The sequence below is a fragment of the Lutibacter sp. genome, assembly GCF_013139515.1.
GTDB lineage: Bacteria > Bacteroidota > Bacteroidia > Flavobacteriales > Flavobacteriaceae > Lutibacter.
On record NZ_WTAR01000048.1, the window covers coordinates 1 to 14,364 of the forward strand.

At 29.5% G+C, this 14,364-nt stretch carries 11 protein-coding genes and 1 tRNA gene; 8 read left to right on the forward strand and 4 right to left on the reverse strand.

Going from position 1 to position 14,364, the window contains the following annotated elements; all coding sequences use genetic code 11:
* Positions 1 to 219 precede the first annotated feature (219 nt).
* Positions 220 to 372 (forward strand): hypothetical protein, encoded by a 153-nt coding sequence (locus GQ540_RS05290; RefSeq protein ID WP_291798392.1) that lies wholly within the window; start codon positions 220 to 222, stop codon positions 370 to 372.
* A gap of 60 nt (positions 373 to 432) precedes the next feature.
* Here GQ540_RS05290 and bcp read toward each other — a convergent pair whose 3' ends face one another.
* The gene (gene bcp, locus GQ540_RS05295; protein WP_291798395.1) at positions 433 to 888 is read right to left on the reverse strand and encodes a thioredoxin-dependent thiol peroxidase; all 456 of its coding nucleotides are present in this window, start codon (positions 886 to 888) and stop codon (positions 433 to 435) included.
* Between the two features lie 35 nt (positions 889 to 923).
* Here bcp and nth point away from each other — a divergent pair, with 35 nt between their 5' ends.
* Entirely contained in the window at positions 924 to 1,559 is a 636-nt protein-coding gene (gene nth, locus GQ540_RS05300) for an endonuclease III (RefSeq protein WP_291798398.1), read from the forward strand.
* 240 nt (positions 1,560 to 1,799) lie between these two features.
* Here the strand turns inward: nth and GQ540_RS05305 are convergent, their stop codons facing one another.
* On the reverse strand, positions 1,800 to 2,384 hold the full coding sequence (locus tag GQ540_RS05305) for a sigma-70 family RNA polymerase sigma factor (protein ID WP_291798400.1): 585 nt from the start codon (positions 2,382 to 2,384) through the stop codon (positions 1,800 to 1,802).
* A gap of 266 nt (positions 2,385 to 2,650) precedes the next feature.
* Here GQ540_RS05305 and uvrA point away from each other — a divergent pair, with 266 nt between their 5' ends.
* Positions 2,651 to 5,434: an excinuclease ABC subunit UvrA gene (gene uvrA, locus GQ540_RS05310; RefSeq protein WP_291798403.1), complete on the forward strand. Its 2,784-nt coding sequence runs from the start codon at positions 2,651 to 2,653 to the stop codon at positions 5,432 to 5,434.
* Positions 5,435 to 5,594: 160 nt separating this feature from the next.
* On the opposite strand, the gene GQ540_RS05315 is transcribed toward uvrA, so the two are convergent.
* Together GQ540_RS05315 and bshB1 are read right to left on the reverse strand one after the other, a co-directional pair.
* Positions 5,595 to 5,670 (reverse strand) — tRNA-His (locus tag GQ540_RS05315).
* 49 nt (positions 5,671 to 5,719) lie between these two features.
* Positions 5,720 to 6,436: a bacillithiol biosynthesis deacetylase BshB1 gene (bshB1, locus tag GQ540_RS05320; protein WP_291798406.1), complete on the reverse strand. Its 717-nt coding sequence runs from the start codon at positions 6,434 to 6,436 to the stop codon at positions 5,720 to 5,722.
* Positions 6,437 to 6,866: 430 nt separating this feature from the next.
* On the opposite strand from bshB1, the gene GQ540_RS05325 reads away from it, so the two are divergent.
* From GQ540_RS05325 to GQ540_RS05345, 5 genes are all read left to right on the forward strand, one after another.
* Positions 6,867 to 7,328: a MarR family transcriptional regulator gene (locus GQ540_RS05325; RefSeq protein ID WP_291798410.1), complete on the forward strand. Its 462-nt coding sequence runs from the start codon at positions 6,867 to 6,869 to the stop codon at positions 7,326 to 7,328.
* Positions 7,329 to 7,354: 26 nt separating this feature from the next.
* Positions 7,355 to 8,476, forward strand: coding sequence for an HlyD family efflux transporter periplasmic adaptor subunit (locus GQ540_RS05330; RefSeq protein WP_291798413.1), 1,122 nt, complete (start codon positions 7,355 to 7,357; stop codon positions 8,474 to 8,476).
* Entirely contained in the window at positions 8,476 to 11,655 is a 3,180-nt protein-coding gene (locus GQ540_RS05335) for an efflux RND transporter permease subunit (protein ID WP_291798416.1), read from the forward strand. Before GQ540_RS05330 ends, GQ540_RS05335 begins: the two co-directional genes overlap by 1 nt.
* Positions 11,642 to 12,958 carry a TolC family protein gene (locus GQ540_RS05340; protein ID WP_291798419.1) on the forward strand — a complete coding sequence of 439 codons (1,317 nt, stop codon included), beginning with the start codon at positions 11,642 to 11,644 and terminating at the stop codon, positions 12,956 to 12,958. Before GQ540_RS05335 ends, GQ540_RS05340 begins: the two co-directional genes overlap by 14 nt.
* A gap of 196 nt (positions 12,959 to 13,154) precedes the next feature.
* Positions 13,155 to 14,364 (forward strand): PEP/pyruvate-binding domain-containing protein (locus tag GQ540_RS05345; protein ID WP_291798422.1); only part of this gene is annotated, 1,210 nt, incomplete at its 3' end.

Genomic DNA, 14,364 nt, shown 5'->3' on the forward strand with positions numbered 1-14,364 from the left:
AACCAATATCCTCAATTGCGGGCTGCAAATGTAAAACCTTTTTCATAATCACCAAATAAAAAATTGCCTTTTTTTTGAAGTTTTTTCTCGAAACAAACCAAATATCTGAAAGTATGATACTTAAAAAATACTCACCCCCTAAATCTACCTGTAAATATCTACTCAAATTCATTGGAATTTATTTCATGTAAATTTATCACCTAATTAAACTATTAACTCATGACAAAAAAGGGACAAGCTAAAAACACTAAAAATAAAGCTAGACACTCTAAATTAATGAATCAAAAGAAAAATAAAATAAGAGAAACTAAAGAATTGCATGCTAAACGCATTAAAGCAGCATTCCAAAAACATAAAGAGCAACTTAAATAAAACGTATTTATATTATTGTTTATCCTTTTAAAAAAGCTAATATAAAACCATATTAATTCATTAGAACTTAAAAATTTGACTAGTATGTTCTTTAGTTTTAACTTTTGTAATTACATCTTCAATTACACCCTTTTCATCAATTACAAATGTTGCTCTATGAATTCCTTCATATTCACGTCCCATAAATTTTTTAGGCCCCCAAACTCCAAAAGCATTAATAACTACTTTGTCTTCATCAGCTAATAAAGGAAAAGGTAATTCATTTTTATTTATAAAGTTTTGTTGTCGTTTTGCTGAATCAGCACTTACACCTAATACATCATAACCTTTCGCTAAAAATACTTGATAATTATCTCGTAAATTACATGCTTCCATAGTACATCCTGGTGTACTTGCCTTTGGGTAAAAAAATAATACTAGCTTTTTACCTTTATAGCCTGAAAGTTTTATTGTATTTCCCTGCTGATCTAATGCTTCAAAATTTGGAGCTATATCTCCTACTCTTAATGTTGTCATAATTTGTATTTTAGCTTTTTGTAAATATAGTAAAAATGACAAAACAAGAAAAAGTTCAATTTGTAATTGACACGCTTGAATATATATATCCTGAAATACCCATTCCTTTAAACCATAAAGACCCGTACACTTTATTAATTGCCGTATTACTATCTGCTCAAAGTACAGATAAAGGTGTAAATAAAATTACACCTTTATTATTTGCGAAAGCTGATAACCCATATGATATGATAAAACTATCTGTTGAAGAAATTAGAGAAATTATTAAACCTGCTGGCTTATCCCCTATGAAATCTAAAGGGATTTACGGGTTGTCTAAAATCTTAATTGAAAAACACAATGGAAAAGTTCCACAAAGTTTTGAATATTTAGAAGAATTACCAGCCGTTGGACATAAAACAGCAAGTGTAGTTATGAGTCAAGCTTTTGGCGTGCCTGCTTTTCCAGTTGACACTCATATTCATAGACTAATGTATAGATGGAATTTAACGAATGGAAAAAATGTAACTCAGACAGAAAAAGACGCTAAACGTTTATTCCCAAAAGAGCTTTGGAATAAATTACACTTGCAAATAATATATTATGGACGTGAATTTTCGCCTGCTAGAGGTTGGAATATAGAAAATGATATTATTACTAAAACAATCGGAAGAAAGTCTGTTTTAAAATAAAAAAAAACCCACTCTTGGTTAAAAGTGGGTTTCCAAAGAACATTAATTCAAATGTAATTCAATATATCTGTTTTTGTTGGTTTTAACTACCCTCAATTGCTTGGAATAGTTTAGTAAATATTGAATTATTTCTTTCCTAGGATTTTCAACCGTAGGTGTTTTTTCAGAGTAAAGTTTCATCATATATAATTGGTTTACACTATTTAAACGATAAAACTTTTCTTTTATTATATCTGTTTATTAATTAACTAAAACAATATGATGTTTTTCAATTAATTTTCTCAAATTTATTAATGCATAGCGCATTCTTCCAAGTGCTGTATTAATACTAACATTTGTGTTTTCAGAAATCTCTTTAAAGCTCATATCTCTATACATTCGCATTAACAAAACTTCTTTTTGATCATTTGGCAACTCATCAATTAAGCTTCTAACATCACTCAAAATTTGATCTTTAATTATTTGATTTTCAACTGATAACATTTCATCACTTAAAACATCAAAAATATCAAATTCATCCGTATTATTAAATTTTGGTAATCTTTTATTACGTCTAAAATGATCAATAATTAAGTTATGCGCAATACGCATAACCCAAGGTAAAAATTTACCTTCTTCGTTATATTTTCCTCTTTTTAGAGTATTTATCACTTTAATAAATGTATCCTGAAATATATCTTCAGCTATTACTCTATCTAATACTTTTGACAAAATAAAACTAAAAATTCTTTGTTTATGACGAACAACTAAAGTTTCTAAAGATTTTTCATTTCCAAGAATGTAATTGCGAACTAAAACGCCATCGGTAGTTTGTATACTTTTCATAAGTTTAAATACATTAGGGGTTAAAATGTAATTATATTAATATTATGTTATAAAAAGTAATTGTGTAGTATAGGCGTAATTTGGGTTTAATGAATGTCAAATATGAGTTTTTTTTCTTAGAATTACAAATTTTAACGAAACAATTTACTTGAAAAATTCATTTATTTAACTTTTAGCTTACTATTTTTCAACTTATTACTATAAGTCCTATTAAATTTTTCATTTTTTGTCATTACATTTGCAGTTATTCACTTTTTTAATCAATAATGACTAAAAATATAGCCGCATTAAATCCAAAAGAAAACATTCTTATTAAAGGAGCAAAACTTCATAATTTAAAAAATATTAATGTTGCTATTCCTAGAAATAAATTAGTAGTTATTACTGGGCTTTCTGGTTCAGGAAAATCTAGTTTAGCTTTTGATACTTTATTTGCAGAAGGACAACGCAGATATGTTGAAAGTTTATCATCGTATGCTCGTCAGTTTTTAGGAAGGTTAAACAAACCAAAGGTAGATTATATAAAAGGTATTGCTCCTGCCATTGCTATTGAACAAAAAGTAAACTCTGTAAATCCTCGGTCAACTGTTGGAACTTCAACAGAAATTTACGATTATTTAAAATTATTATTTGCCAGAATTGGAATAACCTTCTCTCCTATTTCTGGTAATGAAGTAAAAAAACAAACTGTAACTGAGGTTCTAACTCATATAAAAACTTTAGAGTTAAACACAAAATTACTGTTACTTTCCCCTGTCCATATTCCTAAAGAAAGAAGCGTTTTACAAACGTTAAAAATTTTAGCGCAACAAGGATATGCTAGAATTAAGTATAAAAATGAAGTTCTTAGAATTGAAGAAATTACCACCGAAATTGAACATGATTTCTACCTTGTTATAGATAGAGTTGTGGTTAAAAATGATGAAGATTTTTATAATCGCTTAGGAGATGCTATACAAACAGCTTTTTTTGAAGGAAAAGGAGAATGTATTATTGAAAATATAAAAACTAATAACCAAACACCATTTAACAATAAATTTGAGTTAGATGGCATTTCATTTTTAGAACCAAACACACATTTATTTAGTTTTAACAATCCATATGGTGCCTGCCCAACTTGCGAAGGTTACGGAAATGTAATTGGAATTGATAAAGATTTGGTGATTCCAAACACTTCATTATCTATTTTTGAAGATGCTATTTTACCTTGGAAATCAGATTCATTTTTAGAGTTTAAAAATAACCTCATCAATAACGCTTACAAATTTGATATCCCAATTCATAAACCTTGGTTTGAGCTTACTTCAACACAAAAAGAGTTGGTTTGGAATGGAAATAAAACATTTGAAGGCCTACATTCTTTCTTTAAACATTTAGAAACCAAAAGCTATAAAATTCAATATAGAGTTATGCTTTCTCGCTATCGCGGAAAAACCAAATGTAACAGTTGCAACGGCAAACGATTACGTGAAGAAACCAATAATATTAAAATAAATAATAAAAATATTAGTGAATTGGTTGATTTACCTTTAAATGAATTAATCCAATTTTTTAAAACCCTAAAATTAAACCCAAATCAACAACATATTGCAAAACGTTTACTAGTTGAAATTAACAATAGATTACAATTTTTAAATGATGTTGGTTTAAGCTACTTAACATTAAACAGAACTTCAAATACACTATCAGGTGGTGAAAGTCAACGAATTAACCTTGCAACTTCTTTAGGAAGCAGTTTAGTTGGTTCCATGTATATTTTAGATGAACCTAGTATTGGATTACATCCAAAAGATACAGAGCGCTTAATAAAAGTATTAAAAGATTTACGCGATTTAGGAAACACCGTTATTGTAGTTGAACACGATGAAGATATTATGAAAGCAGCCGATATGATTTTTGATATTGGTCCTGAAGCTGGTACTTTTGGTGGCGAAATTGTTGCCGAAGGAAGTTTTAAAGAAATTTTAAAATCTGACTCATTAACAGCCAAGTATTTAAATAATAAACTAACTATTCAAGTTCCTAAAAAAAGAAGAATTTCAAAAAATAAAATTGAAATAATTGGCGCAAGAGAACATAATTTAAAAAACATAAATGCTACTTTTCCTTTAAACAGTTTAACCGTTGTCACAGGTGTTTCAGGAAGTGGAAAAAGCACGTTGGTTAGTAAAATTTTGTATCCAGCAATTCAAAAAAAGATAAGTGGTTACGGAGAAAAAGTTGGGCAATTTACTGAAATAAAAGGCAATATTTCAGCAATTGAACATATAGAATTTATCAATCAAAACCCAATTGGTCGCTCAAGCAGATCAAATCCAGTTACGTATATTAAAGCTTATGATGATATTAGAGCATTATTTGCTTCAGAAAAATTATCTAAAATAAGAAACTACCAACCAAAACATTTTTCATTTAATGTTGAAGGAGGAAGATGTGAAGTTTGTAAAGGCGAAGGAGAAGTTACTATAGAAATGCAATTTATGGCCGATGTGCATTTAGAATGTGAAACTTGTAAAGGTAAACGGTTTAAAAAAGAAGTTTTAGAAGTTAAATTCTACAGCAAATCTATAAACGATATTTTAAATAGTACTATAGATGACGCTATTTCATTTTTTACAAAATACAATGAAACTAAGATTGTAAAAAAACTACAACCTTTGCAAGATGTTGGTTTAGGCTATGTAACTTTGGGTCAATCATCATCTACATTGTCAGGCGGTGAAGCACAACGTATTAAACTGGCTTCATTTTTAGTAAAAGGAACTCGCCAAAATAAATCGTTATTTATTTTTGATGAACCAACAACAGGTTTACACTTTCATGATATAAAAAAATTATTAGATTCATTTAATGCATTAATTAAAAACGGACATTCAATTATTGTTATTGAACATAATATTGAATTAATTAAATGTGCAGATTATATTATAGATTTAGGAAAAGAAGGTGGTAAACTAGGCGGTGATCTAATTTTTCAAGGCACACCTGAAGAACTTATAAAAAATAAAAAATCTTATACAGCACCTTATTTAGAAGATAAGCTTACTTAATTTCTGGGCGTTTCCCTACGGGCCGGGCTTTCACTACTCGCTTTTTATAGCAAAAAAACTATAAAAGAGCTCAAACAAACCGTTCAATCCCTAACGCAACATCATTTAATCTAAAAGAGGTATACAAAAAAAGGTCTGAAAAATTCAGACCTTTAATTTTGGGTGGAAGACCGGATTCGAACCGGCGACCCTCGGTACCACAAACCGATGCTCTAACCAACTGAGCTACAACCACCATATTGCGGATGCAAATGTAAAACATTTCTGTTTTATTACAAACATTTTTTAAATTAAATTATCTAAAGATTTTATTGCCACGTAACGCTCTGTTGTGAAGCCTTCTGCATATTCAACTCCAATCAATCTACCTAAATCCTGAGCTCTATATGTAATACTTTCTAAAAAGTTTTTACTAGAAATTGGCGAACTTGGTTCTTTACTATTCGGATTATAGAATTGCGAACCATATGCCTGTACAGCTTTCACTTTTACATTAACAAAACCAGTAACATCAACAACAAAATCGGGCTCTAAATTTTTCCATTGTATATAATGGTAAACTTGTTTTGGCCTCCAAGCTTCTTGAATTTCGCCATTTATATTTGTCATTACTTTCGCTAACCCAGATAAAAAACAAGCATCTGATGTTAAATTACTTCCTTTCGGGTGATCTATATGCCTATCATCAACCGCATTACATAAAACTATAGTTGGTTTGTACTTTCTAATCATTTTAATAATCTCAAGTTGGTGCTCTTTATCATTAAGAAAAAAACCATCAGCAAAAGCCAAATTTTCTCTAACCGCAACTCCCAAAATTTCAGCAGCACTTTTAGCTTCAGCATCTCTAATTTTAGCAGAACCTCTAGTTCCCAACTCTCCCCTTGTTAAATCTAAAATACCAACTTTTTTTCCTAAAGAAATTTCTTTTGCAATTGTAGCTCCACAACCTAATTCAACATCATCAGGATGTGCACCAATAGCCAAAATATCTAATTTCATAAAATAAATTTTCTATAATATAAAAGCAAATATACTAATTTTTAAAACCTCTTTAATTACTTAAATCCACAAATAAAAAACCCACAAAAAGCACTTTTCAATTCATAAACGGTTACTTTTTTATAATAAACGGTTATTTTATATTGTTTATTCAAAAAAAATATTTACATTTGTTTAAGGAATTTATAAAATTTGATCCTAAATTGTAATCAACCCCAAAGACAATGCAGTGAAGTTGATGTATATTAAAATGAAAACCCCATAACAGAAATACTTTGATCCCACCAAAAGTTAATTAAATTTTACTTTTAAAAAAAGAGACTGATAAAAACATCAGCCTCTTTTTTTTTGCTAATTTATAAAAAAAATTAACATAGTTGCATACACAACTAATAAATAACAATTTGTATATTCGCCACAAATTAATTACATGGAAATTCATAGCGATAGCTTAGATTTTAATAATACACTTGCTCCTTGGATTGGTAGCACTTGTAAAATGATGAACTTCTACATTTCTGATGTTTTTCAAAAAAACAACATACAGGTTACCAAAGAACAATTTATTGTTTTAAAAATACTACACGAAGATAATGATGGTATTATTCAAAATGAACTTGCCTTTATTACTGAGCGCAACAAAGCTTCACTAACAAGACTTATAAATGTTATGGAGAAAAATAACTTAGTAGCCAGAATACCTTCAAAAAAAGATTCTCGTAAAAATTTAATTCATATCACTAAAGCTGGAAAACAATTATTTCTAAAAATGAAGCCTATAATGCTTAATTGCATTGAGACATTTCAAAATGGAATTTCAGAAAATGAGAAAGAAATTTTTATAAATGTAATGACCAAAATTCAAACTAATTTAAAAAATAACACTATATAGTTGTATAACTAACCAAATAAAAAACAATGAGAAAAATTATAATAATAGTCTTATCAATAATCCTTGTAGGTGGCTCAATATTTTTAGCTAAATATTTAATTAACAACAAAAAGAAACCAAAACCTAAAACTGAAAAGATTGTAAAAACTGTATTTACTGAAACTGTAAGTAACACATCAATTCCTTTAGTTATTACAACAAATGGTAATTTGGTTGCTAAAAACAAAATTGAAATTTTTTCAGAAGTACAAGGTGTTTTAGAAACAACTTCAAAAGAATTTAAACAAGGTACGTCTTATACTAAAGGAGAAACTATTATTAAAATTAATAGCGATGAGTTTTATGCAAATTTGCAAGCTCAAAAAAGTAACTTATTTAATGTTATTACAGCTATTATGCCAGATATTAGGTTAGATTACACTTCTGAATATACAAAATGGCTAACTTATCTTCAAAGTTTTGATACTCAAAATGCACTTCAAAAATTACCTGAATTTTCTTCAGAAAAAGAAAAATTCTTTATTTCTGGTCGTGGTATAAATACGGCTTACTACAATGTTAAAAATTTAGAAGTTAAATTAAATAAATATAATTTAAGAGCTCCTTTTAGTGGAATACTAACTGAATCTTTAGTAAATCCTGGCACATTAATTAGAGTTGGGCAAAAATTAGGAGAATTTATAAACCCATCTGTTTATGAAATTGGTGTTTCAGTGAAATCTGAATATAGAGATTTATTACAAATAGGGAAACAAGTTAAAGTACATAACTTAGAAAAAACAAATACTTGGCTAGGTAAAGTAATTAGAATAAATGGAAAGGTTGATGCTTCAACACAAACTATTAAGGCTTTTATTCAAGTTAGTGGTAAAGATTTAAAAGAAGGTCAATATGTTGAAGTTGCACTACAAGCCAAAGCTGAAGAAAATGCTTATGAAGTTTCAAGAAACTTGCTTATAGATAATTCAAAATTATATATTGTAAAAGATTCAATTTTAGATTTAGTAACCATAAATCCAGTTTTTGAAAGTGAAAACACCGTTGTTGTTAAAGGATTAGCTGATGGTACTATATTATTATCAAAACCAGTTCCAGGATCACATTCAGGAATGTTAGTTAAGGTTTCAACTGAAAACAACAAACAATAATGGAGAAATTAATATCTTATTTTATAAAATTTCCTGTTGCTGTAAATATATTTGTACTTGCTTTTTTCGCATTTGGATTGGTTGGAGCTTTATCCATGAGATCATCCTATTTTCCCTTAACTGAATCTCAAAACATTTCGGTGAATTTAGTTTATCCAGGAGCTTCTCCAGAAGAAATGGAAGAAGGAATTGTACTTAAAATTGAAGACAATTTAAAAGGAATAGTAGGTATAGATCGTGTTACATCGGTTTCAAGAGAAAATTCAGCAACTATTAATATAGAAACTTTAACAGGTAAAAGTATTGATGTTGTTTTAGCTGATGTTAAAAACGCAGTAGATAGAGTACCATCATTTCCTTCAGGTATGGAACCTCCAATAATTGCTAAAATTGAAACTATGAGACCTACCATTAGTTTTACAATTAGTGGTGATGATGTTCCTTTAGCAACCCTAAAACAATACGCGAGAAAAGTAGAAAATGATTTAAGAAATATTGATGGAATATCACAAGTAATACTTTCAGGTTTTCCTGACCAGGAAATTGAAATTGCAGTTCGTGAAAATGATTTAAGAGCTTATAATTTATCTTTTACTGAAGTTGCAAATGCCGTTAGCAAAACCAATTTGCTAATTTCTGGTGGAAATATTAAAACTAATAATGAAGATTACCTAATTAGAGCTAGAAATAGAAATTACTATGGTAATGAACTTCTAAATTTAATTGTAAGAGCTGATGCTAGTGGACATATTATTAGACTTAGTGACATTGCAGATGTTTCTGACACTTGGTCTGAAAACCCAGATAGAATCTATTTTAATGGGAAGAAATCAATAAATATTACTATTAATAATACTATTAGTGAAGATCTAATTTCATCAGCAGATAGTGTTAAAGATTATATTCAAAATTTCAATCAACAACAAGATAATGTTCAAATCGCTATTTCAAGTGATAATTCTGTTGCATTAAACCAACGTACAGAATTATTGATAAAAAATGCTGGAATGGGTGTTTTATTGGTATTGTTTTTCTTAGCGTTATTTTTGAATGTTCGTTTGGCAATTTGGGTTGCATTTGGTATTCCTGTAGCATTCTTTGGTATGTTTATTTTTGCAGCTCAATTAGGAATTACCATAAATGTACTTTCTTTATTTGGTATGATTATCGTAATTGGTATTTTAGTAGATGACGGAATTGTAATTGGAGAAAATATTTATCACCATTACGAAAAAGGAAAAACACCTATTAGAGCAGCTATAGATGGAACTTTAGAAGTAATTCCTCCAATTGTTTCAGCAATACTTACCACAATTATTGCATTTTCTACCTTCTTCTTTTTAGACGGTAGAATTGGTAACTTTTTTAGTGAAGTATCATTAGTTGTTATACTTACATTACTTGTTTCACTTATTGAAGCACTTATAATTTTACCTGCCCATATTGCGCATTCAAAAGCATTAGAACGAAAAACTAAAAAAAGAAATAAATTAAACACCTTCTTTTTTAATGTAAATCAAGGAGCTGAGAAAGTACTCTTTTATGTTAGAGATAATTGGTTTGCGCCTTATCTAAGATTCTTTTTTAAACATAAATTGCTAGGATTTGCTATTCCTATAGCGCTACTAATTGCAAGTATTGGAGCATTGGGTGGTGGGATTGTTAAAACTTCATTTTTTCCTTCTATAGCAAGTGATAGAATATCTATTAACTTAAAAATGCTTCAGGGAACAAATGAAATGATAACTGACTCTATTATTTCAGAAATTGAAAATGTTGCGTGGCAAGTAAATGAAGAATACACAAAAAACCAAACAGGTAATATCTCAGTAGTAGAAAATATAATTAAACGTATAGGACCTGGTACTTCAAACGGAAATTTAACCGTAAACTTACTACCTGGAGAAGCAAGAGATTTTTCTTCACCTGAAATTACCAATGCTATTAGAGATAAAGTTGGTAAAATACATGGTATTGAAAGCTTAACTTTCGGTTCTGGAGGAAATTTTGGTGGAAGTCCAGTTGCTGTTTCATTATTAGGTAATAATATTAAAGAGTTAAAAGCAGCAAAATTAGAATTAAAAGAAATCTTAGCAAGTAAACCAGAGTTAAAAGATATTTCAGATAATGACCCTGCAGGTATTAAAGAAATTCAAATTAAGTTAAAAGACAACGCTTATTTATTGGGTTTAAATTTACAAACTGTTATGAACCAAGTTCGCTCAGGTTTTTTCGGTTTACAAACGCAACGTTTTCAAAGAGGACAAGACGAAATTAAAGTTTGGGTTCGTTATAAAAAAGAAGATAGATCATCTATAAAAAATTTAGATGATATGTGGATTACAACACCTTCAAATGAAAATGTTCCTTTTTCTGAAATTGCTACTTATCAAATTCAACGTGGAGATGTTGTTATCAATCATTTAAGTAGTAAACGTGAAATTCAAATTACTGCCGATATGAGTTCTCCAAAAGAGAGCGCTACAGATATTTTAGATGACCTTAAAGCTAATGTAATACCTGAAATCACATCAAAATACCCTACTGTTACAGCAGCGTATGAAGGCCAAAATAGAGAGATGAAAAAAACTACAGATTCAGCTTTAAAAGTTGGCTTAATAGTTTTAGCACTTATTTATATGGTAATTGCCTTTACATTTAGATCTTATGACCAGCCTTTACTCCTATTATTAATGATACCTTTTAGTTTAATTGGTGTTATTTGGGGACATTGGATTCATAATTTCCCTATAAATATTCTTTCTTGGCTTGGAATTATAGCACTAATTGGAATTATGGTAAACGATGGGCTTGTGCTTATTGAGAAATTTAACGGCTACTTAAAACAAGGGTTAAAATATGATGAAGCCTTAACACAGGCAGCAATATCAAGGTTTAGAGCAATTGTATTAACATCATTAACAACTATTGCTGGTTTAGCGCCTTTACTCATGGAAAAAAGTAGACAAGCCCAATTTTTACAACCAATGGCTGTATCTATTTCTTACGGAATTGGTATAGCTACAGTTTTAACCTTAGTTATGCTACCATTATTATTATCGCTTTCAAACTCAATCAAAGTATTTTTTAAATGGCTAATAACTGGTAAAGAAGTAACAAAAGAAGAAGTTGAAAGAGCAATTATTGAATTAAAAAGTGAAAGTGATGAAGAACATTAATATTTTAAGCTTACTATTTTTACTAATCTACACTGCAAGTTTTTCTCAGGAAAAATTAAGTAAAAACGATGCAATAAATTTAGCGCTAGAAAATAATTACAGTATTAAAATTGCCAAAAACAAGGTGAAAATAGCTGTAAATAATGCAAGTATTTACAATAGCGGCTACTTACCTAAAATAGCTGTAAATGCAGGTGCAGCTTACAATAATGCTACTACAGAGTTTACATCACAAGCAGGTGTAGAATCTGAACTAAATAATGCTGAGTCTAAACTGTATAACGCCTCTCTTGGTTTAAATTATACACTTTTTGATGGTTTTGGAAGAAGTTACAACTATAAAAAGTTAAAAGAAACACATAATTTATCTGGACTTGAAGCAGAAACAATTATAGAGAATTCTATTTTACAAATTTTTAGTATTTATTATCAAGTAGCTCAATTAACGGAGAACAATCTTAATATTTTAGAATCATTAAACATCTCAAAACAACGATTTGAACGTGCTAAGTATAGTTTTGATTATGGACAAAGCACCAAGCTTCAACTGTTAAATGCTGAAGTTGATGTTAATAACGATAGCATTAAATATATAAATACGCAACGATTATTAGCAAATGCAAAACGCGATTTAAATTTATTACTTGGAAGAACCGTAACTATAAATTTTACAGTTGATACAGCTGTTGAATTCAACTTAACTTTCAACTACAAAAGTTTATTAGAGAAAGCAAAAAGTTACAACATTGAAATGCAAAAAGTTAGTAAAAATATTGAGTTAAGCAATTTTGATATAAAAATTAACAAAGCTAACTTATACCCTAGCCTAAGTTTAAATAGCTCGTACGGCTTTAATAAATCCGATAATGATGCAACGTTTACATTTGCTGAACAATTATCAAAAGGTATAAATGCAGGCATTAGCTTAAATTGGAATTTATTTGATGGTGGAAGCACTAAAACCAGAGTTCAAAATGCTAAAATAGTTGCTGATAATTTACAAGTTCAAAAAGACCAAGTAGAAAATGAATTAGAACGAACAATTGCAAACGCTCTAGAAATTTACAACAATGCTTTATTCATTTTAACAGCTGAAGAAAAAAATGTTGAAACTAATAAACGAAATTTTTCAAGAACCGAAGAACAATTCAAATTAGGACAAATTACAACGATTGAATTTAGACAAGCGCAAATCAATTTATTAAACGCACAATCAAATCTAAATCAAGCAAAATACGATGCGAAAAACGCTGAATTAAAATTATTACAACTTACTGGAGAACTATTGAATATAGAGTTTTAAATTCCTATAAATAGTTAAATAAATTGATTTAATTAAAGATACCCACTTTTTAAGCATTAAATAATCTAAAATATTTATAACTATAACGTTTTCGCGCTAAAAATCAATGATATAAATCATACGAATTTGTAAGAAAATCTGTAAATTTGTGACCTTGATTAAATTAAAAAATAACATAATAAATAAAAGTATAATTATGACGGAAGTAAAAACAAGAGTATACAAATTTGGAGGTAAGACTGCAGATGGAAATAGCACAATGAAAAACCTTTTAGGAGGTAAAGGTGCCAACCTTGCAGAAATGTGTTTAATAGGCGTACCTGTTCCTCCAGGATTTACAATTACTACTGATACTTGTACAGAATATAATAAATTAGGTAAAGATGCAGTTGTTGCATTATTAAAAACAGAAGTTGAAGCTGCTGTTGCAAATGTAGAAAACCTAATGGGTACTAAATTTGGAAGCAATGAAAACCCTTGTTTGCTTTCAGTTCGTTCTGGAGCAAGAGTTTCTATGCCAGGAATGATGGACACAGTATTAAACCTTGGAATGAATGATAACTCTGTTAAAGGTTTAATAGCTAAAACAGGAAACGCAAGATTTGCTTGGGATTCTTACCGTCGTTTTGTACAAATGTTTGGTGGTGTTGTTTTAGGTGTTGGTGCTTTATCAAAAGAAGACCACGATCCATTCGAAGAAATTATAGAAAAAATAAAAGACGCAAAAGGTGTTGAATTAGATACTGATTTAGATGTTGAAGATTTAATTAAAATGGTAGCCGATTTTAAAGCTGCTTGTACTAAACAAACAGGTGAACCTTTTCCAGAAGATCCTTGGGAACAACTTTGGGGAAGTGTTACAGCTGTATTTGATAGCTGGATGAACCCAAGAGCTGCATACTACAGAAATATGCATGGTTACCCAGAAGAATGGGGAACTGCTGTAAACGTTCAAGCAATGGTTTATGGTAATATGGGTGATAACTCGGGAACAGGTGTTGCATTTACAAGAGATGCTGCAACTGGTGAAAATATTTTTAACGGTGAGTACTTAATTAATGCACAAGGTGAAGATGTTGTTGCAGGTGTTAGAACTCCTCAACAAATTACATTAGAAGGTTCAAAAAGATGGGCTGTTTTAGCTGGTGTTTCTGAAGAAGATAGAAAAACTAAATTTCCTTCATTAGAAGAATTAATGCCGGTTATTTATAAAGAATTAGATGAAACTCAAGACATCCTTGACAGACATTATAATGATATGCAAGATTTAGAGTTCACAATTCAAGATGGTAAACTTTGGATGCTACAAACTCGTAACGGTAAACGTACTGCTGCTGCAATGGTAAAAATTGCAATGGACTTACTAACTGATGGCAGGGTTGATGAGAAGAAAGCAATTATGATGC

What these genes read in the sequence shown, in the direction of transcription:
- GQ540_RS05290 (WP_291798392.1), top strand. Translation starts at nt 220, where the DNA reads ATGACAAAAAAGGGACAAGCTAAAAACACTAAAAATAAAGCTAGACAC.
- bcp (WP_291798395.1), bottom strand. Translation starts at nt 888, where the DNA reads ATGACAACATTAAGAGTAGGAGATATAGCTCCAAATTTTGAAGCATTA.
- nth (WP_291798398.1), top strand. Translation starts at nt 924, where the DNA reads ATGACAAAACAAGAAAAAGTTCAATTTGTAATTGACACGCTTGAATAT.
- GQ540_RS05305 (WP_291798400.1), bottom strand. Translation starts at nt 2,384, where the DNA reads ATGAAAAGTATACAAACTACCGATGGCGTTTTAGTTCGCAATTACATT.
- uvrA (WP_291798403.1), top strand. Translation starts at nt 2,651, where the DNA reads ATGACTAAAAATATAGCCGCATTAAATCCAAAAGAAAACATTCTTATT.
- bshB1 (WP_291798406.1), bottom strand. Translation starts at nt 6,436, where the DNA reads ATGAAATTAGATATTTTGGCTATTGGTGCACATCCTGATGATGTTGAA.
- GQ540_RS05325 (WP_291798410.1), top strand. Translation starts at nt 6,867, where the DNA reads ATGGAAATTCATAGCGATAGCTTAGATTTTAATAATACACTTGCTCCT.
- GQ540_RS05330 (WP_291798413.1), top strand. Translation starts at nt 7,355, where the DNA reads ATGAGAAAAATTATAATAATAGTCTTATCAATAATCCTTGTAGGTGGC.
- GQ540_RS05335 (WP_291798416.1), top strand. Translation starts at nt 8,476, where the DNA reads ATGGAGAAATTAATATCTTATTTTATAAAATTTCCTGTTGCTGTAAAT.
- GQ540_RS05340 (WP_291798419.1), top strand. Translation starts at nt 11,642, where the DNA reads ATGAAGAACATTAATATTTTAAGCTTACTATTTTTACTAATCTACACT.